This window comes from Streptomyces sp. NBC_00704 (genome assembly GCF_036226605.1).
GTDB lineage: Bacteria > Actinomycetota > Actinomycetes > Streptomycetales > Streptomycetaceae > Streptomyces.
This window is the reverse complement of sequence record NZ_CP109000.1, coordinates 1,887,666-1,911,686: the sequence shown is the minus strand read 5'-3', so window position 1 is coordinate 1,911,686 and position 24,021 is coordinate 1,887,666. Positions and strand designations below refer to the sequence as shown.

Sequence of the window (24,021 nt, the reverse complement as noted above, 5' to 3'; positions counted from 1 at the left end):
CGTCCACGGGAACGGGCATGTCAGTCCCTGAGCTCCAGCACGCCGGACGTGCCCGCCGCGCGCGGGGGCACGCCGTCCAGTTCCGCGTCGTCGGCGATCCGCCCGTCGAAGAAGCTGATCACGCGGTCGGCGGCGCTGGCCAGCCGGGCGTCATGGGTGACCAGGACGATCGTCTGGCCGCGCCCGTGGAAGCGGGTCAGCAGCCGCATGACCTCGCGGGTGCCCCTGCTGTCCAGGCTGCCCGCGGGTTCGTCCGCCAGCAGCAGCGGCGGACGGTTGACGAGGGCGCGGGCCAGCGCGACCCGCTGCTGCTCGCCGCCGGACAGCTCGCCGGGCATGCTCCGCTCCTTGCCCGTCAGCCCCAGCTCGGCCAGCAGTTCCTCCCGCTCGGCGCGGGCCCGCCGGGGGGAGACCCCGGCGAGCAGCGCGGGCAGCTCCACGTTGTCGGCGACCGACAGGCCGGACACCAGGTTGAAGAACTGGAAGACGATCCCGAGGCGTTTACGGCGTTCCACCGCCCAGCGGGCCTCGCTGTAGCCGTCGGTGCACTCGCCGTCCAGCCAGAGGCTGCCGCTGTCCGGCCGCTGGAGACCGCCCAGCAGGTGCAGCAGCGTCGACTTCCCGGCGCCGGACGGACCGGTGACCGCCACGAACTCGCCCCGTCGCACCCGCAGGTCGACACCGCGCACGGCGTGCGCCGGGGCGCCCTCGCCGTGGTGGGTCTTGACCAGTCGCTCGGCGCGCAGCACGGGAGCGGGACTGTCGCTCACTGCGGCTCCTCCAGCTCTTCCTGGCACCGTTCCAGCCAGTCGAGGTCGGCCTGGAGGTGCAGCATCGCGCCCTCGATGAGGAGGTGCGCGACGCGGTTGTCGCGGTTCTCGGCGGCCGCCAGCTTCGACAGGTTGCGCATGGTCGTGAGGTACTGGCGCCGTTGTCGGTTGATGAGGGCGATCTGGTCGGCGAGACCGGTCTGCGGGGCGAGGGCCAGTTTCATGAAGAACTCGTCCCGCACGCGCGGTTCGTCCGCCGTCTCCTCGTACCAGTCGCGCAGCTCGTCGCGGCCGGCGTCGGTGAGGTGGTAGATCTTCTTGTTGGGCCGGCTCGACTGCTCGACCTCTTCGCCCTCGATCAGTCCCGTCTTCTCGAGGCGGCCGAGGGTCACATAGATCTGGCCGACGTTCGGCTGAGGGTACGCGGACCCCAGCAGTTGCTCAAGGTCCTGCTTGAGCTCGTAACCGTGGGCCGGGCCGCGCGCGAGGAGAGCCAGGAGGGGCAGGCGCACTCGTGCTGTCCTCCTCGTCTGCGTAATGTGCTCCAGGCCCTAGTATCGCCCATACCTAACAGGTATACATGGCCCCTGACGGAGGGCGAGGGCGCCCGGCGCCGGTGTACAGGGAGGAACCTATGCGGTGGATGCGCGCCGCCGGTAGGGGCCTTCTCGTCCTGATGGTCGTCCTGACCGGTTACGTCGCCTCCGGCGCGCACGCCGACGACGGCACGTCGGGCGACCGCGGCCCGCTCACCCTGGCCACCGCCGGCGACCTCACCGGCTATCTCGGCCCGCTCCTTGAGGGCTGGAACCGCGGCCACCCCGGCGAGAAGGTGACGCTGGTGGAGCTGCCGGACTCCGCGGACGAGACCCACGCGCAGATGGCCACGGACCTGCGCGGCGGCGACCGCGGCCGGTTCGACGTCCTCAACATCGACGTCAGCTGGACCTCGGAGTTCGCCGCGGCGGGCTGGATCCGTCCGCTGCCGCGCGACCGCTTCCCGCTGACCTCGTTCCTGCGGCCGGTCGTCGACACCGCCACCTACGACGGACGTCTGTACGCCGTCCCGTACGTGACCAACGCCGGCCTGCTGCTGTACCGCAAGGACGTCCTCGCCGCGGAGGGCGTCCCGCCGCCGCGCACCTGGGCCGAGCTGGAGCACGACGCGAAGACCATCGCCCCGCGGCACGGGCTCGACGGCTACGCGGGCCAGTTCCTGCCCTACGAGGGGCTCACCGTGAACGCGGCCGAGGCGGTGTACTCGGCGGGCGGCTCGATCCTCGGCGACGAGGGCGCCCGCGTCACCGTGAACTCGGCGGCCGCCCGCGAGGGCATCGGCTTCCTGGCCCGTGGGGTGCGCGAGGGCTGGATTCCGCGGGAGGCGCTGACGTACAAGGAGGAGGAGTCCAAGCAGGCCTTCCGCGACGGACGCCTGCTCTTCCTGCGCAACTGGCCCTACGCCTACGCCCTCGCGTCGGCCCCCGGCTCCCCGGTCGCCGGGCGGATCGGCGCCGTGCCGCTGCCCGGGCCGTCCGGGCCGGGGCGGAGCGTCCTCGGAGGCTCCAACCTGGCCGTCGGCACCCATGCGCGACACCTCGACTCGGCCGCGCGCCTGATCGCCTATCTGACCAGCGAGCCCGTGCAGCGCCAGGTCCTGGTGCGCGGAGCGCTGCCGCCCGTGCGCGCCGCGCTGTACGACGATCCCGCCCTGGTGCGCGCGTTCCCGTATCTGCCGACCCTGCGCGCGAGCGTGGTCCGCGCCGCGCCGCGCCCCGAGAGTCCGCACTACGACCAGGTGAGCCTGGTCGTGCAGGCCGTCGTGCGCGACGCGATGACCGGGCACGAGACGCCCGAGGACGCGGTGCGGCGGCTGGCGCGCGAACTGGCGGCCGTCTCCGACCGCTGAGGTCCCGCCGCGGTGGCCGCCGTCCGTGCCGCGGCGCAGGCCGTGAGCCGCGGCCCCGCACCGGCCCTTTCCTCGCATCTTTGCGCGCCCTAGTTACATGTTAGGTAACGCGCAAGCGTCTTTGTGTCTGATGGCACCCGGATAAATCCGCCTATACAGCGCCAACTCTTCGGTAGCTTCCGTCTTCTCATTGACACCCTCGCGACACGTCTACCTAACATGCATGCATAACCGCAGGGCTTTCACAGAGACGGGTCAATGGGTTGAACAGGCTCCCTTGGTGGCGCGACGCCGTGATCTACCAGGTCTACGTCCGCAGCTTCCTGGACAGCACGGGCGACGGGATCGGCGATCTCGCCGGGGTCAGGGCCGGGCTGCCGTACCTCAAAAAGCTCGGCGTCGACGGGATCTGGCTGAGCCCCTTCTACCCCTCGCCGCAGGCCGACCACGGCTACGACGTCGCCGACTACCGCGACGTCGACCCGGTCTTCGGCGACCTCGCCGAGTTCGACCTGCTGATGGCCGCCGCCCGCCGGCTCGGCGTCCGGGTGCTCCTGGACATCGTCCCCAACCACTGCTCCAGCGAGCACCCCTGGTTCCGCGAGGCCCTCGCCGCCGCCCCCGGCAGCGCGGCCCGCGCCCGCTTCCACTTCGCCGACGGCCGCGGCCCGCACGGCGACGAACCGCCCAACAACTGGCACGCCATGTTCGGCGGCCCGGCCTGGAGCCGGGTGACCGAGGCCGACGGCCGGCCCGGCCAGTGGTACCTGCACATGTTCACGCCCGAGCAGCCGGACTGGAACTGGCGCGACCCCGAGGTGGCCGCGGAGTTCGACCGGACGCTGCGCTTCTGGCTCGACCGGGGCGTCGACGGCTTCCGCATCGACGTGGCGGCCGGCCTCTTCAAGCACCCGGAGCTGCCCGACTCCCCGGACCCCGAGGCCGACGCCCGCACCCGCGACTCGGTCAACCCGCTCGCCTGGAACCGGCCCGAGGTGCACGACGTCTGGCGGCACTGGCGCTCGGTCTGCGACGCCTACGCCGCGCGGGACGGACGCGAACGCCTGCTGGTCGGCGAGGTGTCCGTGCCCACCGCCCGCGAACACGCCCACTACGTCCGGCCCGACGAACTCCACCAGGCGTTCTTCTTCGACCTGCTCAGCGCCCCCTGGGACGCCGGCGCCTTCCGCAAGGTCATCTCCGAGGCCATGCAGGACATCGCCGGCACCGGCTCCACGGTCACCTGGGTCCTCAACAACCACGACCAGGTCCGCACCGTCACCCGCTACGGCGAACCCGCCACCGGGGGCAGCGGCCTCGGCCCCGCCCGCGCCCGGGCCGCCGCCCTGCTGATGCTGGCGCTGCCCGGCGCCGCGTACATCTACCAGGGCGAGGAACTGGGCCTGCCCGAGGTCGTCGACCTGCCCGACGACGTCCTCACCGACCCGATCTTCCGCCGCACCGGCAGCCGGGCCCGCATCCGCGACGGCTGCCGGGTGCCGCTGCCCTGGTCCGGACAGGCCTCGCCGTTCGGCTTCACCTCCGGCGCCGAGGGCGCGAGGCCCTGGCTGCCGCAACCCGAGTACTTCGCCGAACACGCCACCGACCGCGCCCTCGCCGACACCCGCTCCTTCTGGCACCTGTACCGCGAAGGCCTCCAACTGCGCGCCTCACTGGAGCAGTTGGGCGAGGGCTCGCTGCACTGGCTGGAGACCGCCCCCGACGTCCTCGGCTTCACCCGCGGCGACGGCCTCGTCTGCGCCGTCAACTTCGGCACCGCGCCCACGCCCGCACCGGTCTCCGGCACCCCGCTGCTGTCCAGCGGTCCCTGTCCGGCCGGGGTGCTCCCCGGTTCGACGGCGGCCTGGTGGCTCACCGACCTCTGACCGGACCACCCGCCTGCGACCGGACCACTCACCTCCGACCTCCCCGCACGGCCCGAACGACCGTCATTTCCCCATTCCCCGAAGGGACATCAACGATGATGCGACGACGTACCACCCTGCTCACCGGCTGCACCGCCCTCGTCCTCGCGCTCGGCGCGACCGCCTGCGGAGGCGGCGAACCGGTCGCGGCCGGCGGCGGCGACCAGGCGCTCGGCGGCCAGACCGTCACCGTGGCCGGCGTCTGGTCCGGCAGCGAGCAGAAGAACTTCCAGAAGGTGCTGGACGCGTTCAGCGAGAAGACCGGCGCCAAGACGCAGTTCGTGTCCACCGGCGACAACGTCTCCACCGTCGTCGGCAGCAAGATCGAGGGCGGCAACGCACCCGACGTGGTCATGGTGCCCCAGGTCGGCGTGCTCCAGCAGTTCGCCGGGAACGGCTGGCTCAAGCCGCTGTCCCCGACCGTCCGCACCGCCGTCAAGGGCAACTACGCGAAGGTCTGGAACGACTACGGCAGCGTCGACGGCTCCCTGTACGGCCTCTACTTCAAGGCCGCCCACAAGTCGACCGTCTGGTACAGCCCGGACGCCCTCGCCCAAGCCGGCGTCCAGCCCCCCACCACCTACGGCGCCCTGCTGAAGGCCGGACACACCGTCTCCGACTCCGGCCTCGCCGCCTTCTCGGTGGCCGGCCAGGACGGCTGGACGCTCACCGACTGGTTCGAGAACGTCTACCTCTCCCAGGCCGGGCCCGCCAAGTACGACGCCCTCGCCGCCCACACGCTCAAGTGGACCGACGCGTCGGTGGTCCGGGCGCTCACCACCCTCGGCGAGCTGTTCAAGGACCGGCAGCTGATCGCGGGCGGCCAGAAGGGGGCCCTGAACACCGACTTCCCGGGCTCCGTGGAGAAGGTCTTCGGGCCGAAGCCCGAGGCGGGCATGGTCTACGAGGGCGACTTCGTCGCCGGGGTCGCCAAGGACCAGTTCGGCAGGACCATCGGCAAGGACGCGAACTTCTTCCCCTTCCCCGCGGTCGACGGCGGCGACGCCCCGGTGGTCAGCGGCGGCGACGCGGCCGTCGTCCTCAAGGACGGCAAGAACACCAAGGCCGGCATGGCGCTCGTGGAGTACCTGGCGACCCCCGAGGCGGCGGCCGTGTGGGCGAAGGCCGGCGGCTTCCTGTCCCCGAACAAGTCGCTCGACCTCGCCTCGTACGGCGACGACGTCACGCGCGCGACCGCCAAGTCCCTCGTGGACGCCGGCGACTCGGTCCGCTTCGACATGTCCGACCAGGCGCCGGCGGCCTTCGGCGGCACCAAGGGCGCGGGGGAGTGGAAGCTGCTCCAGGACTTCCTGCGCGACCCGTCCGACCCGAAGGCGACCGCGGCGGCGCTCGAGACCGCGGCCGCCAAGGCCTACAAGGGCTGACGGCCGTGACCGCGACCCTGCTGAAAGAGGCGAGCCCGCCCCCCGTCGGCGCCGCCGCCCCCCGCCGGCGCCCCCGGCGACGGGGCCGGATCATCGCCCTGCTCTTCGCGTTCCCGGCGCTGCTCCTGCTCGGCGCCCTCGTCGTCTACCCCGTGCTGTTCTCCGTCGGCCGCAGCTTCTTCGACGCCTCCGGCACCCGCTTCGTGGGCGGCGACAACTACACCGAGATGTTCCACGACCCGGCCACCCTCAACGCCGTGCGCAACACGGCCGTCTGGGTCGTCGTCGCCCCGGCCCTGCTCACCGGCCTCGGCCTGGTCCTCGCCGTCCTCGTGGAGAAGGTCCGCTGGGCGACGGCCTTCAAGCTGCTGCTGTTCATGCCGATGGCCGTGTCCTTCCTCGCCGCGGGCATCATTTTCCGGCTGGCCTACGACGAGGACCCGGACAAGGGCGTCCTGAACGCCGCCGTCGTCTCCGTCCACGACGCCTTCCGCAGCTCCTCCCCCTACCCCGACGGCCGGGCCCGCGAGGGCGGGACGCTGACCCGGGACGCCGACGGCGCCTACCGGACGGGCGCGAGCGCCTCCCCCGGCGACTCCCTCGCCCTCCCGCTGGTCGGCGTCCCGCCCAAGGACCTCCCCGCGGACGCCCGCCCGGCCTCCCCGGCCGCCGCCCGCAAGGCCGCGCCGGACGAGCTGCGCGGCGTCGTCTACCTGGACTTCACCCCCGGCGGGGGAGGAGAGCAGGGCAGGGTCGACCCCCGCGAGAGCGGGCTTCCGGGCGCGGCGGTCGAGGCGGTGCGCGACGGCCGGACGGTCGCGAGCACCACCACCGCCGCGGACGGCTCCTTCTCCTTCACCGGCCTGGACGCCGGCTCGTACACGCTCAGGCTGCCCGCGTCGAACTTCGCCCAGCCCTACGGCGGCGTCTCCTGGCTCGGTCCGGCGCTCGTCACACCGGCGATCATCGGGGCGTACCTGTGGATCTGGACCGGCTTCGCCATGGTGCTGATCGGCGCGGGACTCGCCGCGCTGCCCCGCGACGCGCTCGAGGCGGCGCGCATGGACGGGGCCAACGAGTGGCAGATCTTCCGGCGGATCACCGTCCCGCTGCTGGCGCCCGTCCTCACCGTGGTCTTCGTGACGCTGGTGATCAACGTGCTGAAGGTGTTCGACCTCGTTTACATCATCGCCCCCGGCCCGGTGCAGGAGGACGCGACCGTCCTCGCGACCCAGATGTGGCTGGTGTCGTTCGGCGGCGGCAACAACCAGGGCCTGGGCAGTGCCCTCGGCGTCCTGCTGCTGCTCCTCGTCGTCCCCGCCATGGTCTTCAACGTCCGTCGGTTCCGAAGGAGTCAGCGATGAACGCCGTACGGCGCGGCCTCGGCAACGGTGTCGTGCAGGTCGTCCTCGTGCTGGTGGGCCTGGTCTGGGTCACACCGCTGGCCGGACTGTTCCTGTCCTCGGCGCGGTCCGCCCAGGACACCGCGAAGGGCGGCTGGTGGACGGTGTTCGCCGCCCCCGGACAGCTGTCCTTCGACAACTACTCGGCGCTGCTCGCCGATTCGGGCATGACGCGCGCCTTCTGGAACACCGTGCTGATCTCGGTGCCGACGACCGTCCTGGTCGTGGTGCTCGCGGCACTGGCCGGATACGCGTTCGCCTGGCTGGACTTCCCGGGCCGGGACGCCGTCTTCCTCGGCGTGGTGGCGCTGCTGGTGGTGCCCGTGCAGATCGGCCTGCTGCCGGTGGCCAAACTCTTCGGGCGACTGGGCCTGTTCGGGACGATCCCCGGCGTCGTGCTGTTCCACGTGGCGTACGGCCTGCCGTTCGCGGTGTTCCTGCTGCGCAACTACTTCGCCGAGATACCGAAGGAGATGCTGGAGGCGGCGCGGATGGACGGCGGCGGCGAATGGCGGATCTTCACCCGGCTGGTGCTGCCGGTGGGCCGGCCCGCCCTCGCGAGCCTCGCCATCTTCCAGTTCCTGTGGGTGTGGAACGACATGCTCGTGGCGCTGCTCTTCGCCGACAGCTCCGCCCAGCCCCTGACCGTCGCTTTGCAGTCCCAGGTACGGCAGTTCGGCAGCAACATCGACGTCCTCGCCCCGGGCGCGTTCCTGTCCCTGATCGTCCCCGTGGCCGTCTTCTTCGCCTTCCAGCGGCACTTCGTGCAGGGCGTGATGGCCGGGTCCGTCAAATAGAACCGCCCCGCCGGGCACCGGGCTCGGACGGGGCGCGCACGCCGACGCGGGCGGGCGGCGGGGGTGGGGCGCCCCCGCCGCCCCTCGCTCACGGCGAGGCCGGAGGGTACAGCGACCGCGGCAGCCGGGAGGCTGCCGCGGAGTCCAGCAGCCACAGCGTGCGGGACCTGCCGCGGGCGCCCGCCGCCGGGGCCTGGATCTCGCCCGCGCCGGACAGGGCGATCGCCGCGGCCTGCGCCTTGTCCTCGCCGGCCGCGAGCAGCCACACCTCACGGGCCGCCCGGATCGCCGGGAGCGTGAGGGTGACGCGGGTCGGCGGGGGCTTGGGCGCTCCGCGCACGCCCACCACCGTGCGCTCGGTCTCCCGCACGGCCGGCAGCTCCGGGAAGAGCGAGGCCACATGGGTGTCCGGGCCGACGCCCAGCATCAGGACGTCGAAAGAGGGCACGCCGCCGTGGTTGCCGGGACCGGCCGCGCGGGCCAGCTCCTCGGCGTAGGCGACCGCGGCCGCCTCCACGTCCCCGCCGTGCGGACCGTCCGACGCGGGCATGGCGTGCACGCGCTCCGGGTCCACCGGGACGGAGTCCAGCAGGGCCTCACGGGCCTGCGTGACGTTGCGCTCCGGGTCGCCCTCGGGCAGGAACCGCTCGTCGCCCCACCACAGGTCCAGACGGCTCCAGTCGACGGCGTCCCGGGCGGGCGCCGACGCCAGCGCGGCGAGCAGCCCGTTGCCGTTGCGGCCGCCCGTCAGGACCACGGACGCCAGACCCCGCGAGGCCTGGGCGTCCACGATCTTCGTGATCAGCCGGGCCGCCGCGGCCTGCGCCATCAGCTCCTTGTCGTGGTGCACGACCAGCTGGGGGGTGCTCACTGCGGATCCGCTTTCCTGACCGGGGGCATCTGCGCCGGGGAGGGCCGGTCGGCGTCGCCCTGGTTCGCCGGGGCGGCGGCCGGACGGGCCGGTTCCGCGTCGCGGTCCGCGGCCGCCGGGTCCGCCACCGTGCGCACCGGGAGGGCCGGCGTGGGCTGCGCGGCGGCCGCGGCCCGCTCCGCCTCGCGCTCCGCGGCCGACTGACCGCCGAGCCGGTCCACGCCGAACCGCAGCGCGGACGCGTAGGTGTCGTCGGGGTCGAGCCTGCGCAGCTCCTCCGCGAGCAGCTCGGACGTCTCGCGGCGCTTGAGCGCCACCGCGCGGTCCGGCTGGCCCGGCAGCGCCAGGGTGGCCATCGCCCCGTCCGACCGGTGCAGGGTGATCGGGCCGCCGGTGGTCTCCATCCGGACCTGGGTCAGACCCGGACCGGCCGAGACCGCGCGCCGCACGTGCACACGGAGCCGGTCGGCGAGCCACATGGCGAGCAGCTCGACGCTCGGGTTGGACTCCTCGCCCGCCACCTCGGCGGACACGATCTCGCAGCTGACCTGGTCGAGCGCGGCGGCCAGCATCGAGCGCCAGGGGGTGATCCGGGCCCACGCCAGGTCCGTGTCGCCGGGCTCGTAGTTCTCGGCCCGGACCCGCAGCTCCTCGATGGGCTTCTCGGCCGCGTAGCTGTCGGTGACCCGGCGCTGCCCGAGGGCGCCCAGCGGGTCGCCCGCCGGGTCGGGCGGGGCGTCCACCGACCACCAGACCACCACCGGCGCGTCCGGCAGCAGCAGCGGCAGGACGACCGACTGGGCGTGGTCGGAGACCTCGCCGTACAGACGCAGGATGACGGTCTCGCCGCTGCCCGCGTCCGCGCCCAGCCGCACCTCGGCGTCCAGGCGGGACTGGGTGCGGCCCCGGGGGGAGCGCGAGACGCGCTTGATGACCACCAGCGTGCGCGAGGGGTGCTCGTGCGACGCGTCGTCGGCGGCCTTCAGGGCGTCGTAGGCGTTCTCCTCGTCCGTGACGACGACGAGGGTGAGCACCATGCCGACGGCGGGGGTGCCTATCGCGCGGCGGCCCTGCACCAGCGCCTTGTTGATCTTGCTGGCCGTGGTGTCCGTGAGATCTGTCTTCATGGCCGGCGCCAGCTCCGTCCGTCTCGCTCGAGCATCCGGTCGGCCTCGACGGGACCCCAGGTGCCCGACGGGTACTGCGCGGGCTTGCCGTTCTTGTCCCAGTGCCGCTCGATCGGGTCGAGGATCTTCCAGGACAGCTCGACCTCCTCCGTGCGGGGGAAGAGGTTCGAGTCGCCGAGCAGCACGTCGAGGATCAACCGCTCGTACGCCTCGGGCGAGGACTCCGTGAAGGACTCGCCGTAGGCGAAGTCCATCGACACGTCCCGGATCTCCATGGAGGTGCCGGGCACCTTGGAGCCGAAGCGCACGGTGATGCCCTCGTCGGGCTGGACGCGGATGACGATCGCGTTCGCGCCGAGCTCCTCGGTGGCCGTGGAGTCGAACGGGGAGTGCGGGGCCCGCTGGAAGACCACCGCGATCTCGGTGACGCGCCGGCCGAGACGCTTGCCGGTGCGCAGGTAGAACGGGACGCCCGCCCAGCGGCGGTTGTCCACGCCGAGCTTGACGGCCGCGTAGGTGTCGGTCTTCGACTGGGGGTCGATGCCGTCCTCTTCGAGGTAGCCGACGGCCTTCTCGCCGCCCTGCCAGCCCGCCGCGTACTGGCCGCGCACGGTGTCGCGGCCCAGGTCCTTCGGCAGCCGGACGGCGCCGAGCACCTTGGTCTTCTCGGCGGCCAGCGCGTCCGCGTCGAAGGAGGCCGGCTCCTCCATGGCGGTCAGGGCCATGAGCTGGAGCAGGTGGTTCTGGATGACGTCACGGGCGGCGCCGATGCCGTCGTAGTAGCCGGCCCGGCCGCCGATGCCGATGTCCTCGGCCATGGTGATCTGCACGTGGTCCACGAAGGACCGGTTCCAGATCGGCTCGAACATGGTGTTGGCGAAGCGCAGCGCCAGGATGTTCTGGACGGTCTCCTTGCCCAGGTAGTGGTCGATGCGGAAGACCTGGTCCGAGCCGAAGACCTCGTGGACGACCTTGTTCAGCTCCTCGGCCGAGGCGAGGTCGTGCCCGAACGGCTTCTCGATGACCGCCCGGCGCCACGAGCCGTTCTTCTGGTCGGCCAGCCCGTGCTTCTTCAGCTGCTGGATGACCACCGGGAAGGAACGCGGCGGCACCGAGAGGTAGAAGGCGAAGTTGCCGCCGGTGCCCTGTGCCTTGTCGAGCTCCTCGATCGTGCCGCGCAGCCGCTCGAAGGCGTCGTCGTCGTCGAAGGTGCCCTGCACGAAGCGCATGCCCTGGACGAGCTGCTGCCAGACCTCCTCGCGGAAGGGCGTGCGGGCGTGCTCCCTGACCGCGTCGTGGACCTCCTGTGCGAAGTCCTCGTGCTCCCACTCGCGGCGGGCGAAGCCGACCAGCGAGAAGCCCGGCGGCAGCAGACCACGGTTGGCGAGGTCGTACACGGCGGGCATGAGCTTCTTCCGCGACAGGTCGCCCGTGACGCCGAAGATGACCAGGCCCGACGGCCCCGCGATGCGCGGGAGCCGTCGGTCGGCGGGGTCACGGAGCGGGTTGGCTCCGTGACCGGTGAGGCCGGAAAGGGGCGACAAGTTCTCAGCCCTCCGAGGGGGCGAGGCGTTCCAGCTCCGCCTCGGTCGACTTGAGCAGGTCGTTCCAGGAGGCCTCGAACTTCTCGACGCCCTCGTCCTCGAGGAGCTGCACCACCTCGTCGTAGGAGATGCCGAGCTTCTCGACGGCGTCGATCTCCGCGCGGGCCTGCTCGTAGGTGCCGGCGACGGTGTTGCCGGTGATCGAGCCGTGGTCCTCGGTGGCGAAGAGGGTCGCCTCGGGCATGGTGTTCACCGTGTTCGGCGCCACCAGGTCGTCCACGTACAGGGTGTCCTTGTACGCGGGGTCCTTCACGCCGGTGGAGGCCCACAGCGGACGCTGCTTGTTGGCGCCCGCCTTCTCCAGCGCGGCCCAGCGCTCGCCGGCGAAGACCTCCTCGTACGCCTGGTAGGCCAGGCGGGCGTTGGCGAGGCCGGCCTTGCCGCGGGCGGCCTTGGCCTCGTCGGTGCCGAGGGCGTCGAGCCGCTTGTCGATCTCGGTGTCCACCCGGGACACGAAGAAGGACGCCACGGAGTGGATCTTCGACAGGTCCAGGCCGCGCTCCTTGGCCTGCTCCAGGCCGGACAGGTAGGCGTCCATGACCTGGCGGTAGCGCTCCAGCGAGAAGATCAGCGTGACGTTGACGCTGATGCCCAGGCCGATGACCTCGCCGATGGCCGGCAGGCCGCCCATCGTGGCCGGGATCTTGATCAGCGTGTTGGGGCGGTCGACCAGCCAGGCGAGCTGCTTGGCCTCGGCGACCGTCGGCTTGGTGTGGTGCGCCAGGCGCGGGTCGACCTCGATGGACACGCGGCCGTCCTGGCCGCCGGTCGCGTCGAAGACCGGGCGCAGGATGTCGGCGGCGTCACGGACGTCCGCCGTCGTGATCATGCGGATGGCCTCTTCGACCGTCACCTTGCGCGCGGCGAGGTCCGACAGCTGCTGGTCGTAGCCGTCGCCCTGCGAGATCGCCTTCTGGAAGATCGACGGGTTGGTGGTGACGCCCACGACGTGCTGCTGGTCGATCAGCTCGGCGAGGTTGCCGGACGTGATCCGCTTGCGCGACAGGTCGTCCAGCCAGATCGCGACGCCTTCTTCGGAGAGGCGCTTGAGTGCGTCTGTCATGGAATTACATCTCCTACGGTCGTGTGTGAGCGTCAGCGCTGGGCGGCGGCGAGGGATTCCCGGGCCTTCGCGGCCACGTTCTCGGCAGTGAAGCCGTACTCCTGGAAGAGGACCTTGCCGTCGGCGGAAGCACCGAAGTGCTCCAGGGAAACGATGCGGCCGGCGTCCCCGACGTACTTGTGCCAGGTCAGACCGATACCCGCCTCGACCGCGACACGGGCCCTGACGGACGGGGGCAGGACGCTGTCCCGGTACCCCTGGTCCTGCTCCTCGAACCACTCCACGGACGGCATGGACACGACGCGCGTGGGCACGCCGTCGGCCTCCAGCGCCTCGCGCGCCCCGACGGCGACGTGCACCTCGGAGCCGGTCGCGAGGAGGATCACCTCGGGCGTCCCGGTGGAGGCCTCGAAGAGCACGTACCCGCCCTTGGCGGCGCCCTCGTTGGGCTCGTAGGTGGGCACGCCCTGGCGGGTGAGGACCAGGCCGTGCGGGGCGCCCTTGCCGAAGACCTTCGTCCAGCGCCTGAGGATCTCGCGCCAGGCGATGGCGGTCTCGTTGGCGTCGGCCGGGCGGACCACGTTCAGGCCGGGGATGGCGCGCAGCGAGGCGAGGTGCTCGACGGGCTGGTGGGTGGGGCCGTCCTCGCCGAGGCCGATGGAGTCGTGCGTCCACACGTAGGTGACCGGCACGTGCATGAGGGCGGACAGCCGGACGGCGTTGCGCATGTAGTCGGAGAACACGAGGAACGTGCCGCCGTAGATGCGGGTGTTGCCGTGCAGGGCGATGCCGTTCATCTCCGCGGCCATGGAGTGCTCGCGGATCCCGAAGTGCACGGTGCGGCCGTACGGGCTCGCCTCGGGCAGCGGGTTGCCCTCGGGCAGGAACGACGACGTCTTGTCGATCGTCGTGTTGTTGGAGCCGGCGAGGTCGGCGGAGCCGCCCCACAGCTCGGGGATGACCGCGCCGAGCGCCTGGAGCACCTTGCCGGACGCGGCGCGGGTGGCGACGCCCTTGCCGGGCTCGAAGACCGGGAGCTTCTCCTCCCAGCCGGCCGGCAGCTCGCCCGCGGCGATGCGGTCGTACTCGGCGGCGCGGTCGGGGTTGTTGTCGCGCCACTGCTGGAAGGACTTCTCCCACACGGTGCGGGCCGCCTGGCCGCGCTCCAGGGCGCCCCGGGTGTGCGCGATGACGTCGCCGGCGACGTCGAACGTCTTGTCCGGGTCGAAGCCCAGGACGCGCTTGGTGGCCGCGACCTCGTCGTCGCCGAGCGCCGAGCCGTGCGCGGCCTCGGTGTTCTGCGCGTTCGGCGCGGGCCAGGCGATGATCGAGCGCATCGCGATGAAGGACGGCCTGTCCGTCACCGCCTTCGCGGCCTCGATGGCGTCGTACAGGGCGTGCGGGTCGAGGTCGCCGTCCGGCTTCGGGGCGACGCGCTGCACGTGCCAGCCGTACGCCTCGTAGCGCTTGACGGTGTCCTCGGAGACGGCCGTCTCGGTGTCGCCCTCGATCGAGATGTGGTTGTCGTCCCACAGCAGGATCAGGTTGCCGAGCTTCTGGTGGCCGGCCATCGAGGACGCCTCCGCGGAGATGCCCTCCTGGAGGCAGCCGTCGCCGGCGATCGCGTAGACGAAGTGGTCGAACGGCGACTCGCCCTGCGGGGCGTCCGGGTCGAACAGACCGCGCTCGTAGCGGGCGGCCATGGCCATGCCCACCGCGTTGGCGACACCCTGGCCCAGCGGGCCGGTCGTCGTCTCCACGCCCGTGGTGTGGCCGTACTCCGGGTGCCCCGGGGTCTTCGAGCCCCAGGTGCGGAACGACTTCAGGTCATCCAGCTCCAGGCCGAAGCCGGCCAGGTACAGCTGGGTGTAGAGCGTCAGGGACGAGTGTCCCGCGGACAGCACGAAGCGGTCCCGGCCCACCCAGTCGGCGTCCGCCGGGTCGTGCCGCATCACCTTCTGGAAGAGGGTGTACGCGGCCGGCGCGAGGCTCATCGCCGTACCGGGATGGCCGTTGCCGACCTTCTGTACGGCGTCGGCGGCCAGGACGCGGGCGGTGTCCACGGCCCGCTGGTCCAGCTCGGTCCACTCGAGGTCTGTGGTGGTCGGCTTGGTGCTCACCCTGGGTCAGGGCTCCTCTCCACATGTCACGCATGTCGAATGCCGGTGCACGCGGCGCCCACCGGACGTGGTCGAGCCTACCCCCGTGCGAACGCGCATTTTTTCGAGTCATTACAGACTGCCGGGTAGCTTCGCGATCCGCCTCCCGACCGGTGTGTTCCCTGTTCAGCAAGTGAATACGGAGCCGCTCGTACGAGTGCTCAACAGAGTGCTCGCCAGCTCTACCGACGCGTCCTCCAACACGACCCCACCCCGGCGGATAACGGGGTATGGGCAACGTCTACAGTGGCGTGGTACGCGCGAGCCTTTACGGGGAGTTCACACCCCCGGGCTTGCTGGGAGTCTCTGTCAGGGGTGTGCGTGACGGCCGTTGAATCCCGTCCAGTGGGGATCGTCGGGACGAGCCGGAGCCCGAGCCGGCGGCCGGTCGGGGCCCGGGTCAAGGCGTTCGTGGCGCTGACCAAGCCGCGGATCATCGAACTGCTGCTGATCACCACCGTCCCGGTGATGTTCCTGGCGCAGCAGGGCGTTCCGGACCTCGGTCTCGTCCTCCTGACCTGCCTGGGCGGCTATCTGTCCGCGGGCGGCGCGAACGCCCTGAACATGTACATCGACCGCGACATCGACGCGCTGATGGACCGCACCTCGCAGCGGCCGCTGGTCACCGGCATGGTCAGCCCGCGTGAATGCCTCGCCTTCGGCATCACCCTCGCGGTGGGTTCGACCCTGCTGTTCGGGCTGACCGTCAACTGGCTGTCGGCCTGGCTCGCCCTCGGCGCGCTCCTCTTCTACGTGGTCGTCTACACGATGATCCTCAAGCGCCGCACCTCGCAGAACATCGTGTGGGGCGGCATCGCCGGCTGCATGCCGGTGCTGATCGGCTGGTCCTCGGTCACGGACTCCCTCTCCTGGGCCCCGGTCGTCCTCTTCCTGGTGATGTTCTTCTGGACGCCCCCGCACTACTGGCCGCTGTCGATGAAGGTCAAGGACGACTACGCGCGCGTGGGCGTGCCGATGCTGCCGGTCGTCGCCTCCAACAAGACCGTCGCCCGGCAGATCGTCCTCTACAGCTGGGTGATGGTCGGCGTCTCGCTGCTCCTTCAGCCGCTGGGCTACACCGGCTGGTTCTACACCGCGGTGGCCCTGGCGGCCGGCGGCTGGTGGCTGTGGGAGGCGCACGGACTCCAGAACCGGGCGAAGGCCGAGGTCACCGGCGGCAAGCTCAAGGAGATGCGGCTCTTCCACTGGTCCATCACCTATGTGTCGCTGCTGTTCGTGGCGGTCGCGGTGGACCCCTTCCTGCGCTGACGTCTCATCTCGCGGCCCGACGGCCGGGGTGCGTGGCCAAGGCCACGCACCCCGGCCGTCGCCGTTCGATCTACCCGTCGGTAGCATCCTGGCCATGGCAGACACCAAGCAGGTTGACGAGGCGGCCGACGCCAGGCGGGCCGCCAGGGCCGAGCGCAGGGCGGCGCGGCTCGCCAAGCGGATCAGCGCGTTCTCCAAGGCGCACGGCGGGGCCGAGGGCCAGATCGCGTACATCGGCGAGCGCGGCGCCCGCATCGTGCTCGTCGGCGAGGACGGCGGCTGGGGCGACCTGGTGGCCCCCTCCGTCGCGGTGGCCGAGCAGGCCGTGCACAAGGCCGGGATCACCGCCCACGAGTCCTTCGACGGCGAGTTCGCGGCCAAGGTGCGCACGGGCCCGTACGAGTGGACGCGGATGGCGGGCATCCAGGTCGGCGGACCGAAGAACGGCTGATCCTCCCGCACGCCAACACCTGACACCCGGTTCACCCGTTAGGACCCGTGGAAGCGACGTGGTCCATCTCCCGGGGAGTCCGGATGCTCGAAACGCCGTCCTTGGTGGACCAGTACTGCCACGGCGTCCTGAGAACGGAGCTGGGCCTCGGCACCTTCGAGGCCCAGCTGGCCCGCACCGAGGGCCCGCCCGCGCCGGGCACGACGCTCTTCGACACGCAGACCGGCTTCGCGGTACGCCGCTGGTGCCCCCCGCTCCTCGGCCTGGAACCGCACGCCCCGCCCGCCCGTTATCTCGCCCGGCGTCGTGAACTCGGCGTACTGGAATCGGGCCGCCGGCTGCTGCGGGGCAGCGGCATCACCACCTACCTGGTCGACACCGGGCTGCCCGGGGACCTCACCGGGCCCGGCGAGCTGGCCGGCGCGGCAGCGGCCGAGGCCCGCGAGATCGTGCGGCTGGAGCTCCTCGCCGAGCAGGTCGCCGACACCTCCGGCACCGTCGAGTCCTTTCTCGCCAACCTCGCGGAGGCGGTCCACGCGGCGGCCGCGACCGCCGTGGCTTTCACCTCCGTCGCGGGCGTCCGGCACGGACTGGCCCTCGCGCCCGAGCCGCCCGGCCCGGGGGAGGTGTGGGCCGCCGCCGGACGCTGGCTGGCCGCCCGCGGGGCCGGCGGCGAGCTGAGCGACCCGGTGCTGCTGCGCCACCTGCTGTGGATGGCCGTCGCCTCGGAGCTGCCCCTGCAACTGCACGCCGGACTCGGGGCGCCCGGAGCGCGCATCGACCGCACCGACCCCGCCCTGCTCACGGACTTCGTCCGGGCGACCGCCGGGCTCGGCACCGACCTCGTCCTGCTGCACGGCTACCCCTACCACCGCCACGCCGCCCACCTCGCCGGGGTCTTCCCGCACGTCTACGCCGACTCCGGCGCGGCGCTCGTGCGCACCGGCGCCCGCGCGGCGACGGTCCTCGCGGAGATCCTGGAACTCGCCCCGTTCGGCAAGATCCTCTTCTCCAGCGGAGCCCACGGCCTGCCCGAGCTGCACGTGGTCGGGGCGATGCTGTTCCGCGAGGCCCTGGCCCGGGTGCTGGGGGCCTGGGTCGCGGAGGGCGCGTGGTCGCCGGGCGACGCGCAACGGGTCGCCGGCCTGATCGCGGCGGGCAACGCCCACCGGGTGTACCGGCTGGGCTGAGGGGGGAACGGGTCACCGCGTATGCGTGAGCGGGGCCGGCGCGGCCTGTGCCCGCGGGGCCCCCGCGGGTCCCTCGCGCAGTGGATCAGGCGCGGGTGCCGACCGTGGCCTGTGCCGACGGGCCCGGCAGGTCGACCGGCGTCGCGGACCGTTCGCGCAGCGCCAGCGGCACGCGCAGGACCGCGATCCACACCAGGCACGATCCGAGCATGTGCAGTCCGACGAGGATCTCGGGCAGGTCGGTGAAGTACTGGACGTAGCCGATGACGCCCTGGGAGAGCAGCACCAGGAACAGGTCCCGGGTGCGGTCCAGCGGGCTCTTCGGCGCGTCGACCGCCTTGAGGATGAACCACAGGGCGAACGTCAGCGTCACCACGATCCAGGCGAGAACGGCGTGCAGCTTGGCCACCGTCTCCCAGTCCAGCGGCATCCGGGCGACCTCGCTGGAGTCGCCGGCGTGCGGGCCCGCGCCGGTGACCACCGTGCCGACGGCGATCAGCAGCCCCGCGGCCAGCACCAGGAACCAGACCAGCTGGCGCACGGGCCGGCCGACCAGCGCCCGGGGCTCCGCGTCGCCCTCCGAGGACCGCCGCCACATCACCGTGGCGACCGCGATCAACGCCGAGGCGGCCAGGAAGTGCGCCGCGACCGTGTAGGGGTTCAGGCCGACGAGCACGACGATCCCGCCGAGCACGGCGTTGCTCATCACCAGCCAGAACTGCGCCCAGCCCAGCCGGGTCAGGCTGCGGCGGTACGGCTTCTGCGAGCGCGCGGCGATGATCGCCCAGCCGACGGCCGCGCACAGCACGTACGTCAGCATGCGGTTGCCGAACTCGACGGCGCCGTGGAAGCCCATCGCGCTCGTCGCGGTGAGCGAGTCGTCGGTGCACTTGGGCCAGGTCGGGCAGCCCAGGCCGGAACCCGTCAGGCGGACCGCGCCGCCGGTGACCACGATGACCACCGACATCACGAGCGCGAACAGGGCCGCGCGCCGGACCGTCCGGGGGGCCGGGGTCCAGCGTGCGGCGATGAAGGAGAGGGGGTTGCGCACGGCGGCTACGGCGTCGGCACGGGTCACGTTCAGCACGCCTCCATCGTAAGCGGGCCGCTTGTGCACGCTTTCACGAGGGTCCCTCGGGGCCGGGCCGCGCTACTCCCAGCGGAAGAACCGGCCGGCCGCCGCGAGCCCGGCGACCGCCCAGGCCGCGAGGATCCCCAGGTCGCCCCAGGGCATCCCGGCGCCGTGCTGGAGCACGTCGCGCAGCCCGTCGGAGAGCGCCGTGACCGGCAGCAGGGCGAGGACGTCCTGCGCGGCGGGCGGGAACTTGTCGAGCGGCACGATCACCCCGCCGCCCACGAGGAGCAGCAGGAAGACCAGGTTGGCCGCGGCGAGCGTCGCCTCGGCCTTCAGGGTGCCCGCCATCAGCAGACCGAGGCCGGAGAAGGCCGCCGTGCCGAGGACCAGCAGCAGGACGACGACCGCGGGGTTGCCGTGCGGGTCCCAGCCCAGCGCGAAGGCGATCGCCGTCAGCAGGATCACCTGGAGGACCTCGGTGACCAGCACCGACAGCGTCTTCGCCGTCATCAGCCCCCAGCGCGGCAGGGGAGAGGAGGCCAGGCGCTTGAGGACGCCGTAGCGCCGCTCGAAGCCGGTCGCGATGGCCTGCCCGGTGAAGGCCGTCGACATCACGGCGAGCGCGAGGATGCCGGGAGCGAGGAAGTCCACGGCCTCGCCGGCGCCCGTGTCCACGATGTCCACTCCGCTGAACAGGACCAGCAGCAGGGTCGGGATCACCACGGTGAGCAGCAGCTGCTCGCCGTTGCGCAGGAGCATCCTGGTCTCCAGCGCGGCCTGGGCCCCGATCATGCGGGGCAGGGGGGCGGCCCCGGGGTTCGGCGTGTAGGTGCCGGTGGCGGTCACGAGCGCAGCTCCTTGCCGGTCAGTTCGAGGAAGACGTCCTCCAGGGTGTGCCGTTCGACCGAGATCCGCTCCGGCATCACCCCGTGCTGCGCGCACCACGAGGTGACCGTCGCGAGCAGTTGCGGATCGACCTTGCCCATCACCCGGTAGGAGCCCGGGGTCAGCTCGGCCGCGGAGCTGTCGGCGGGCAGCGCCTTGAGCAGCGAGCCGACGTCGAGGCCGGGACGGCCGGCGAAGCGCAGGGTGTTCTCGGCGCCGCCCCGGCACAGCTGCTCGGGGGAGCCCTGGGCGATGACCCCGCCCGCGTCGATGATCGCGACGTCGTCGGCGAGCTGTTCGGCCTCGTCCATGTAGTGGGTGGTGAGGATGACCGACACGCCGTCCGCGCGCAGGTCGCGCACGAGGTCCCAGGCGGCGCGGCGGGCCTGCGGGTCGAGGCCGGCCGTCGGCTCGTCCAGGAACACCAGCTCCGGCCGGCCGACGACGGCCATCGCGAGCGCGAGCCGCTGCTGCTGGCCGCCGGAGAGCCGGCGGTAGGCCGTGCGGCCGCAGGAGCCGAGCCCGAGGCGTTCGACGAGCGCGTCGACGTCCAGCGGACGCGCGTGCAGCCGGGCCATGTGCCGGAGCATCTCGTCGGCCCGCGCCCCGGAGTACACACCGCCCGACTGGAGCATCACGCCGATGCGGGGGCGCAGGTCGGCGGCCTGCCGGACCGGGTCGAGACCGAGGACGCGGACCGTGCCGGAGTCCGGTCTGCGGTACCCCTCGCAGGTCTCGATCGTGGTCGTCTTGCCGGCGCCGTTGGGCCCGAGGACGGCGGTGACGCCCGCCCCGGCCGTCAGGTCGAGGCCGTTCACCGCGGTCTTCGCCCCGTACCGCTTCACCAGGGCCTGGACCCGGACGACAGGCTCGCTTCGCATGACCCCAGAGTCTAGGTTCGCGGGCCGCGGCCCGGACCGCGGGGTGCGCGAACCGGCCGCCCGCGGGCGACGGGTGCGGCGGGCGCGCTCAGAACCCGTCCTCGCGGGGCCGGTGCACCGCCAGCCACCGCTCGGCGTAGGCCACCGCGTCGGCGACCGGGAACAGCCGCGCCTCTGCCGCGCCGACCCTGCCGCGCACGACGGCCCGGTCGCGTTCGAAGTCATGGCCCAGCTCGTCGAAGCGGTCGGCGTCGACGGACACCTCGGTCACGTCCTCCCAGCCATGCGGGCCGGGCCGCCCCACGCGCACCAGGGGCGCGGGAACGCGGTACTCGGCGAGGTGGAAGGCGGTGCAGGAGTCGTAGCCCGCGCCGAGCAGCAGCACCCGGGCGCCCCGCTCCTCCAGCCGGGCGAGCGGGCTGTGCTCGCCCAGCCGGCAGTCCGGCGCGTGCCCGGCCGTGATCTCGGCCGCCCGCGCCCCGAGCGCGGCGAACGAGGTCTGCGGGTGGGCGCTGCGCCGGGCGCCGGGCCAGGTGCGGACCGTCTCCGGGATCACCCCGACGCCCAGGGAGGGGGTGAGGAGCGGGTCGTAGGCGGGCATGGTCGCCCTGATGGTCTCCCACCACTGCTCGGGCACCGGCGGGTTGCGCCACACCGCCGGGTCGGACAGGTCGCCGGTGTGCGTCGGGACCACGAGCGTGCCGTGCGGGCCGAGCGCGTCCAGCAGCCCCCGCACGACCGTGACGGCGCCCCCGCACACCCAGCCGAGCGAGCGCAGCGAGGAGTGCACGAGCAGGATGTCCCCGGGTGCGACGCCGAGTGCGCCCAGCTCCGCCGCGAGGGAGTCACGGGTGACGAGTGGGCCGGTGGGAGGGGGTGTGGGCATGGTGTCGCAGTGTCCCCGAACGGTGTCGCGGGGGCCAGCGGTTTGTTCGCCGGACCTCCCCGCCCCACGGGGCGGGGAACCGTTTCCCCAGGTCAGATTAGGTTCACCTAAGTGACGCAGGGCACCGCCCCTCCCGCCGGGCCGCGCTTGCCTGTGTCCGAGGAATTACGCAACAATGGCGTTGTGAAAAACGTCGGCGAGGTTCGGGAGACCCCCACGGGGACCCCCCAGGAGGAGCTCGCGACCCGGGAGCGGTCCACCCGCAACCGCGTCGTGCGATCCATCCTGGACCACGGACCGTCGACCGTCACCGAGCTGGCCGGACGGCTGGGGCTGACCCCCGCCGCCGTGCGCCGCCACCTCGACGCCCTGGTCGCCGACGACGTCGTGCAGCCCCGCGAGCAGCGGGTCTACGGCGCGCGCACGCGCGGGCGCCCCGCCAAGGTCTTCGCGCTCACCGACTGCGGCCGCGACGCCTTCGACCAGTCCTACGACAAGCTCGCCGCGGACGCCCTGCGCTTCATCCAGGAGCGGTTCGGCGGGGACGAGGCGGTCGTCGCCTTCGCGCGCGCGAGGATCGCCGCGCAGGCCGACGCGTACCGCGAGGCGGTCGAGGCAGCCGCCCCCGAGGAGCGCACCGAAGCGCTGGCCAAGGCCCTGAGCGCGGACGGGTACGCTGCTACGGCGCGCAGCGCACCGGTCGGCGAGCAGCTGTGCCAGCACCACTGCCCCGTCGCCCATGTCGCGGAGAAGTTCCCGCAGCTCTGCGAGGCGGAGACCGAGTTCTTCTCCCAGCTGCTCGGAACGCACGTCCAGCGGCTGGCGACCATCGCGCACGGCGACGGCGTCTGCACGACGTTCATCCCCAGAGTTTCCACAGGCACCCACAACGCATCCGCAAGCACGGCCGGGAGGAACCCCGCATGACTCTCCCCACGGAGACTGCCCACCCCGAACTCGAGGGCCTGGGCAAGTACGAATACGGCTGGGCCGACTCCGACACCGCCGGCGCCTCTGCGAAGCGCGGCATCAACGAGGACGTCGTCCGGGACATCTCCCAGAAGAAGTCCGAGCCGGAGTGGATGACGAAGCTCCGCCTCAAGGGCCTGCGGCTGTTCGAGAAGAAGCCCATGCCGAACTGGGGCTCGGACCTGTCGGGCATCGACTTCGACAACATCAAGTACTTCGTGCGCTCCACCGAGAAGCAGGCGGAGTCCTGGGAGGACCTGCCCGAGGACATCAAGAACACGTACGACAAGCTCGGCATCCCCGAGGCGGAGAAGCAGCGCCTCGTGGCCGGTGTCGCGGCCCAGTACGAGTCCGAGGTCGTCTACCACCAGATCCGCGAGGACCTGGAGGAGCAGGGCGTCATCTTCCTCGACACCGACACCGCGCTGAAGCAGCACCCGGAGCTCTTCAAGGAGTACTTCGGCACGGTCATCCCGGTCGGCGACAACAAGTTCGCGTCGCTGAACACCGCGGTGTGGTCCGGCGGCTCCTTCATCTACGTGCCGAAGGGCGTGCACGTCGAGATCCCGCTCCAGGCCTACTTCCGCATCAACACGGAGAACATGGGCCAGTTCGAGCGGACCCTGATCATCGTCGACGAGGGCGCCTACGTGCACTACGTCGAGGGCTGCACGGCGCCGATCTACAAGTCGGACTCGCTGCACAGCGCCGTGGTCGAGATCATCGTCAAGAAGAACGCCCGCTGTCGCTACACGACCATCCAGAACTGGTCGAACAACGTCTACAACCTGGTCACCAAGCGCGCCGTGGCGTACGAGGGCGCGACCATGGAGTGGATCGACGGCAACATCGGCTCCAAGGTGACGATGAAGTACCCGGCCGTCTACCTGATGGGCGAGCACGCCAAGGGCGAGACCCTGTCCATCGCCTTCGCGGGCGAGGGCCAGCACCAGGACGCCGGCTCCAAGATGGTCCACATGGCGCCGAACACGTCGTCCAACATCGTCTCGAAGTCCGTGGCGCGCGGCGGCGGCCGCACCTCCTACCGCGGTCTCGTCGAGATCGGCGAGGGCGCGCACGGCTCGAAGTCCAACGTGCTGTGCGACGCGCTGCTGGTCGACACCATCTCCCGCTCCGACACGTACCCCTACGTGGACGTCCGCGAGGACGACGTGTCCATGGGCCACGAGGCGACCGTCTCCAAGGTCTCCGAGGACCAGCTCTTCTACCTGATGAGCCGCGGCCTCAGCGAGTTCGAGGCGATGGCGATGATCGTGCGCGGCTTCGTCGAGCCCATCGCGAAGGAGCTGCCGATGGAGTACGCCCTGGAACTCAACCGGCTGATCGAGCTGCAGATGGAGGGCGCGGTCGGCTAGGCCCCGCCCCCGTCCCGCCCCTGACAGCA

General features: G+C 72.0%; 21 protein-coding genes. 10 read left to right on the top strand and 11 right to left on the bottom strand.

Annotated features, from left to right (window positions below; genetic code table 11):
* Positions 1–20 precede the first annotated feature (20 nt).
* Both OG802_RS08480 and OG802_RS08475 read right to left on the bottom strand, forming a co-directional pair.
* Positions 21–770 carry an ABC transporter ATP-binding protein gene (locus tag OG802_RS08480; RefSeq protein ID WP_329408690.1) on the bottom strand — a complete coding sequence of 250 codons (750 nt, stop codon included), beginning with the start codon at positions 768–770 and terminating at the stop codon, positions 21–23.
* Positions 767–1,282, bottom strand: coding sequence for a PadR family transcriptional regulator (locus OG802_RS08475; protein WP_329408688.1), 516 nt, complete (start codon positions 1,280–1,282; stop codon positions 767–769). The genes OG802_RS08480 and OG802_RS08475 overlap by 4 nt, the downstream gene beginning before the upstream one ends.
* A gap of 122 nt (positions 1,283–1,404) precedes the next feature.
* Here OG802_RS08475 and OG802_RS08470 point away from each other — a divergent pair, with 122 nt between their 5' ends.
* The 5 genes from OG802_RS08470 to OG802_RS08450 all read left to right on the top strand — a co-directional run bounded on the left by OG802_RS08470 (position 1,405) and on the right by OG802_RS08450 (position 8,186).
* Complete coding sequence (locus tag OG802_RS08470) at positions 1,405–2,676, top strand: ABC transporter substrate-binding protein (RefSeq protein WP_329408686.1); 1,272 nt, start codon at positions 1,405–1,407, stop codon at positions 2,674–2,676.
* 263 nt (positions 2,677–2,939) lie between these two features.
* The gene (locus OG802_RS08465) at positions 2,940–4,562 is read left to right on the top strand and encodes a glycoside hydrolase family 13 protein (RefSeq protein ID WP_329408683.1); all 1,623 of its coding nucleotides are present in this window, start codon (positions 2,940–2,942) and stop codon (positions 4,560–4,562) included.
* A gap of 95 nt (positions 4,563–4,657) precedes the next feature.
* Positions 4,658–5,986, top strand: coding sequence for an ABC transporter substrate-binding protein (locus OG802_RS08460; RefSeq protein WP_329408681.1), 1,329 nt, complete (start codon positions 4,658–4,660; stop codon positions 5,984–5,986).
* A gap of 5 nt (positions 5,987–5,991) precedes the next feature.
* Positions 5,992–7,350, top strand: a complete 1,359-nt coding sequence (locus tag OG802_RS08455) for an ABC transporter permease subunit (protein ID WP_329408679.1) — start codon at positions 5,992–5,994, stop codon at positions 7,348–7,350.
* Entirely contained in the window at positions 7,347–8,186 is an 840-nt protein-coding gene (locus OG802_RS08450; protein ID WP_329408677.1) for a carbohydrate ABC transporter permease, read from the top strand. Before OG802_RS08455 ends, OG802_RS08450 begins: the two co-directional genes overlap by 4 nt.
* Before the next feature lie 88 nt (positions 8,187–8,274).
* On the opposite strand, the gene pgl is transcribed toward OG802_RS08450, so the two are convergent.
* Genes pgl through tkt form a run of 5 tightly spaced genes read right to left on the bottom strand, consistent with a single transcriptional unit; the run spans position 8,275 to position 14,971 of the window.
* Positions 8,275–9,057 carry a 6-phosphogluconolactonase gene (gene pgl / locus OG802_RS08445; protein WP_329408675.1) on the bottom strand — a complete coding sequence of 261 codons (783 nt, stop codon included), beginning with the start codon at positions 9,055–9,057 and terminating at the stop codon, positions 8,275–8,277.
* Positions 9,054–10,184, bottom strand: coding sequence for a glucose-6-phosphate dehydrogenase assembly protein OpcA (gene opcA, locus OG802_RS08440; protein ID WP_329408673.1), 1,131 nt, complete (start codon positions 10,182–10,184; stop codon positions 9,054–9,056). Before opcA ends, pgl begins: the two co-directional genes overlap by 4 nt.
* Positions 10,181–11,728 (bottom strand): glucose-6-phosphate dehydrogenase, encoded by a 1,548-nt coding sequence (gene zwf / locus OG802_RS08435; RefSeq protein WP_329408672.1) that lies wholly within the window; start codon positions 11,726–11,728, stop codon positions 10,181–10,183. The genes opcA and zwf overlap by 4 nt, the downstream gene beginning before the upstream one ends.
* Before the next feature lie 4 nt (positions 11,729–11,732).
* Positions 11,733–12,851, bottom strand: a complete 1,119-nt coding sequence (gene tal, locus OG802_RS08430; RefSeq protein ID WP_329408670.1) for a transaldolase — start codon at positions 12,849–12,851, stop codon at positions 11,733–11,735.
* Between the two features lie 32 nt (positions 12,852–12,883).
* Entirely contained in the window at positions 12,884–14,971 is a 2,088-nt protein-coding gene (tkt, locus tag OG802_RS08425) for a transketolase (protein ID WP_329408668.1), read from the bottom strand.
* A 354-nt stretch (positions 14,972–15,325) separates the two neighbouring features.
* Here tkt and OG802_RS08420 point away from each other — a divergent pair, with 354 nt between their 5' ends.
* The 3 genes from OG802_RS08420 to OG802_RS08410 all read left to right on the top strand — a co-directional run bounded on the left by OG802_RS08420 (position 15,326) and on the right by OG802_RS08410 (position 17,920).
* Entirely contained in the window at positions 15,326–16,279 is a 954-nt protein-coding gene (locus tag OG802_RS08420; protein ID WP_329408666.1) for a heme o synthase, read from the top strand.
* Between the two features lie 94 nt (positions 16,280–16,373).
* Entirely contained in the window at positions 16,374–16,730 is a 357-nt protein-coding gene (locus OG802_RS08415; RefSeq protein WP_329408664.1) for a hypothetical protein, read from the top strand.
* Between the two features lie 83 nt (positions 16,731–16,813).
* A complete protein-coding gene (locus OG802_RS08410) occupies positions 16,814–17,920 on the top strand; it encodes an amidohydrolase family protein (RefSeq protein WP_329408662.1) in 1,107 nt (368 codons plus the stop codon).
* 85 nt (positions 17,921–18,005) lie between these two features.
* Here OG802_RS08410 and OG802_RS08405 read toward each other — a convergent pair whose 3' ends face one another.
* The 4 genes from OG802_RS08405 to OG802_RS08390 form a co-directional block, all read right to left on the bottom strand.
* On the bottom strand, positions 18,006–18,998 hold the full coding sequence (locus OG802_RS08405) for a COX15/CtaA family protein (RefSeq protein WP_329416995.1): 993 nt from the start codon (positions 18,996–18,998) through the stop codon (positions 18,006–18,008).
* A 72-nt stretch (positions 18,999–19,070) separates the two neighbouring features.
* Entirely contained in the window at positions 19,071–19,787 is a 717-nt protein-coding gene (locus OG802_RS08400) for an ABC transporter permease (RefSeq protein ID WP_329416994.1), read from the bottom strand.
* A 50-nt stretch (positions 19,788–19,837) separates the two neighbouring features.
* The gene (locus tag OG802_RS08395) at positions 19,838–20,761 is read right to left on the bottom strand and encodes an ABC transporter ATP-binding protein (RefSeq protein ID WP_329408661.1); all 924 of its coding nucleotides are present in this window, start codon (positions 20,759–20,761) and stop codon (positions 19,838–19,840) included.
* A gap of 88 nt (positions 20,762–20,849) precedes the next feature.
* The gene (locus OG802_RS08390; RefSeq protein ID WP_329408659.1) at positions 20,850–21,647 is read right to left on the bottom strand and encodes an aminoglycoside N(3)-acetyltransferase; all 798 of its coding nucleotides are present in this window, start codon (positions 21,645–21,647) and stop codon (positions 20,850–20,852) included.
* 183 nt (positions 21,648–21,830) lie between these two features.
* Between OG802_RS08390 and OG802_RS08385 the strand changes: the two genes are divergently transcribed.
* The gene (locus OG802_RS08385; RefSeq protein ID WP_329408658.1) at positions 21,831–22,574 is read left to right on the top strand and encodes a helix-turn-helix transcriptional regulator; all 744 of its coding nucleotides are present in this window, start codon (positions 21,831–21,833) and stop codon (positions 22,572–22,574) included.
* On the top strand, positions 22,571–23,992 hold the full coding sequence (sufB, locus tag OG802_RS08380; RefSeq protein WP_329408655.1) for a Fe-S cluster assembly protein SufB: 1,422 nt from the start codon (positions 22,571–22,573) through the stop codon (positions 23,990–23,992). The genes OG802_RS08385 and sufB overlap by 4 nt, the downstream gene beginning before the upstream one ends.
* Positions 23,993–24,021: the final 29 nt, after the last annotated feature.

Excerpts from the sequence above, each read along its gene's own strand:
- OG802_RS08470 (WP_329408686.1), top strand. The coding sequence starts at position 1,405 with ATGCGGTGGATGCGCGCCGCCGGTAGGGGCCTTCTCGTCCTGATGGTC.
- OG802_RS08460 (WP_329408681.1), top strand. The coding sequence starts at position 4,658 with ATGATGCGACGACGTACCACCCTGCTCACCGGCTGCACCGCCCTCGTC.
- OG802_RS08450 (WP_329408677.1), top strand. The coding sequence starts at position 7,347 with ATGAACGCCGTACGGCGCGGCCTCGGCAACGGTGTCGTGCAGGTCGTC.
- opcA (WP_329408673.1), bottom strand. The coding sequence starts at position 10,184 with ATGAAGACAGATCTCACGGACACCACGGCCAGCAAGATCAACAAGGCG.
- tal (WP_329408670.1), bottom strand. The coding sequence starts at position 12,851 with ATGACAGACGCACTCAAGCGCCTCTCCGAAGAAGGCGTCGCGATCTGG.
- OG802_RS08415 (WP_329408664.1), top strand. The coding sequence starts at position 16,374 with ATGGCAGACACCAAGCAGGTTGACGAGGCGGCCGACGCCAGGCGGGCC.
- OG802_RS08410 (WP_329408662.1), top strand. The coding sequence starts at position 16,814 with ATGCTCGAAACGCCGTCCTTGGTGGACCAGTACTGCCACGGCGTCCTG.
- OG802_RS08400 (WP_329416994.1), bottom strand. The coding sequence starts at position 19,787 with ATGATCGGGGCCCAGGCCGCGCTGGAGACCAGGATGCTCCTGCGCAAC.
- OG802_RS08395 (WP_329408661.1), bottom strand. The coding sequence starts at position 20,761 with ATGCGAAGCGAGCCTGTCGTCCGGGTCCAGGCCCTGGTGAAGCGGTAC.
- OG802_RS08390 (WP_329408659.1), bottom strand. The coding sequence starts at position 21,647 with ATGCCCACACCCCCTCCCACCGGCCCACTCGTCACCCGTGACTCCCTC.
- sufB (WP_329408655.1), top strand. The coding sequence starts at position 22,571 with ATGACTCTCCCCACGGAGACTGCCCACCCCGAACTCGAGGGCCTGGGC.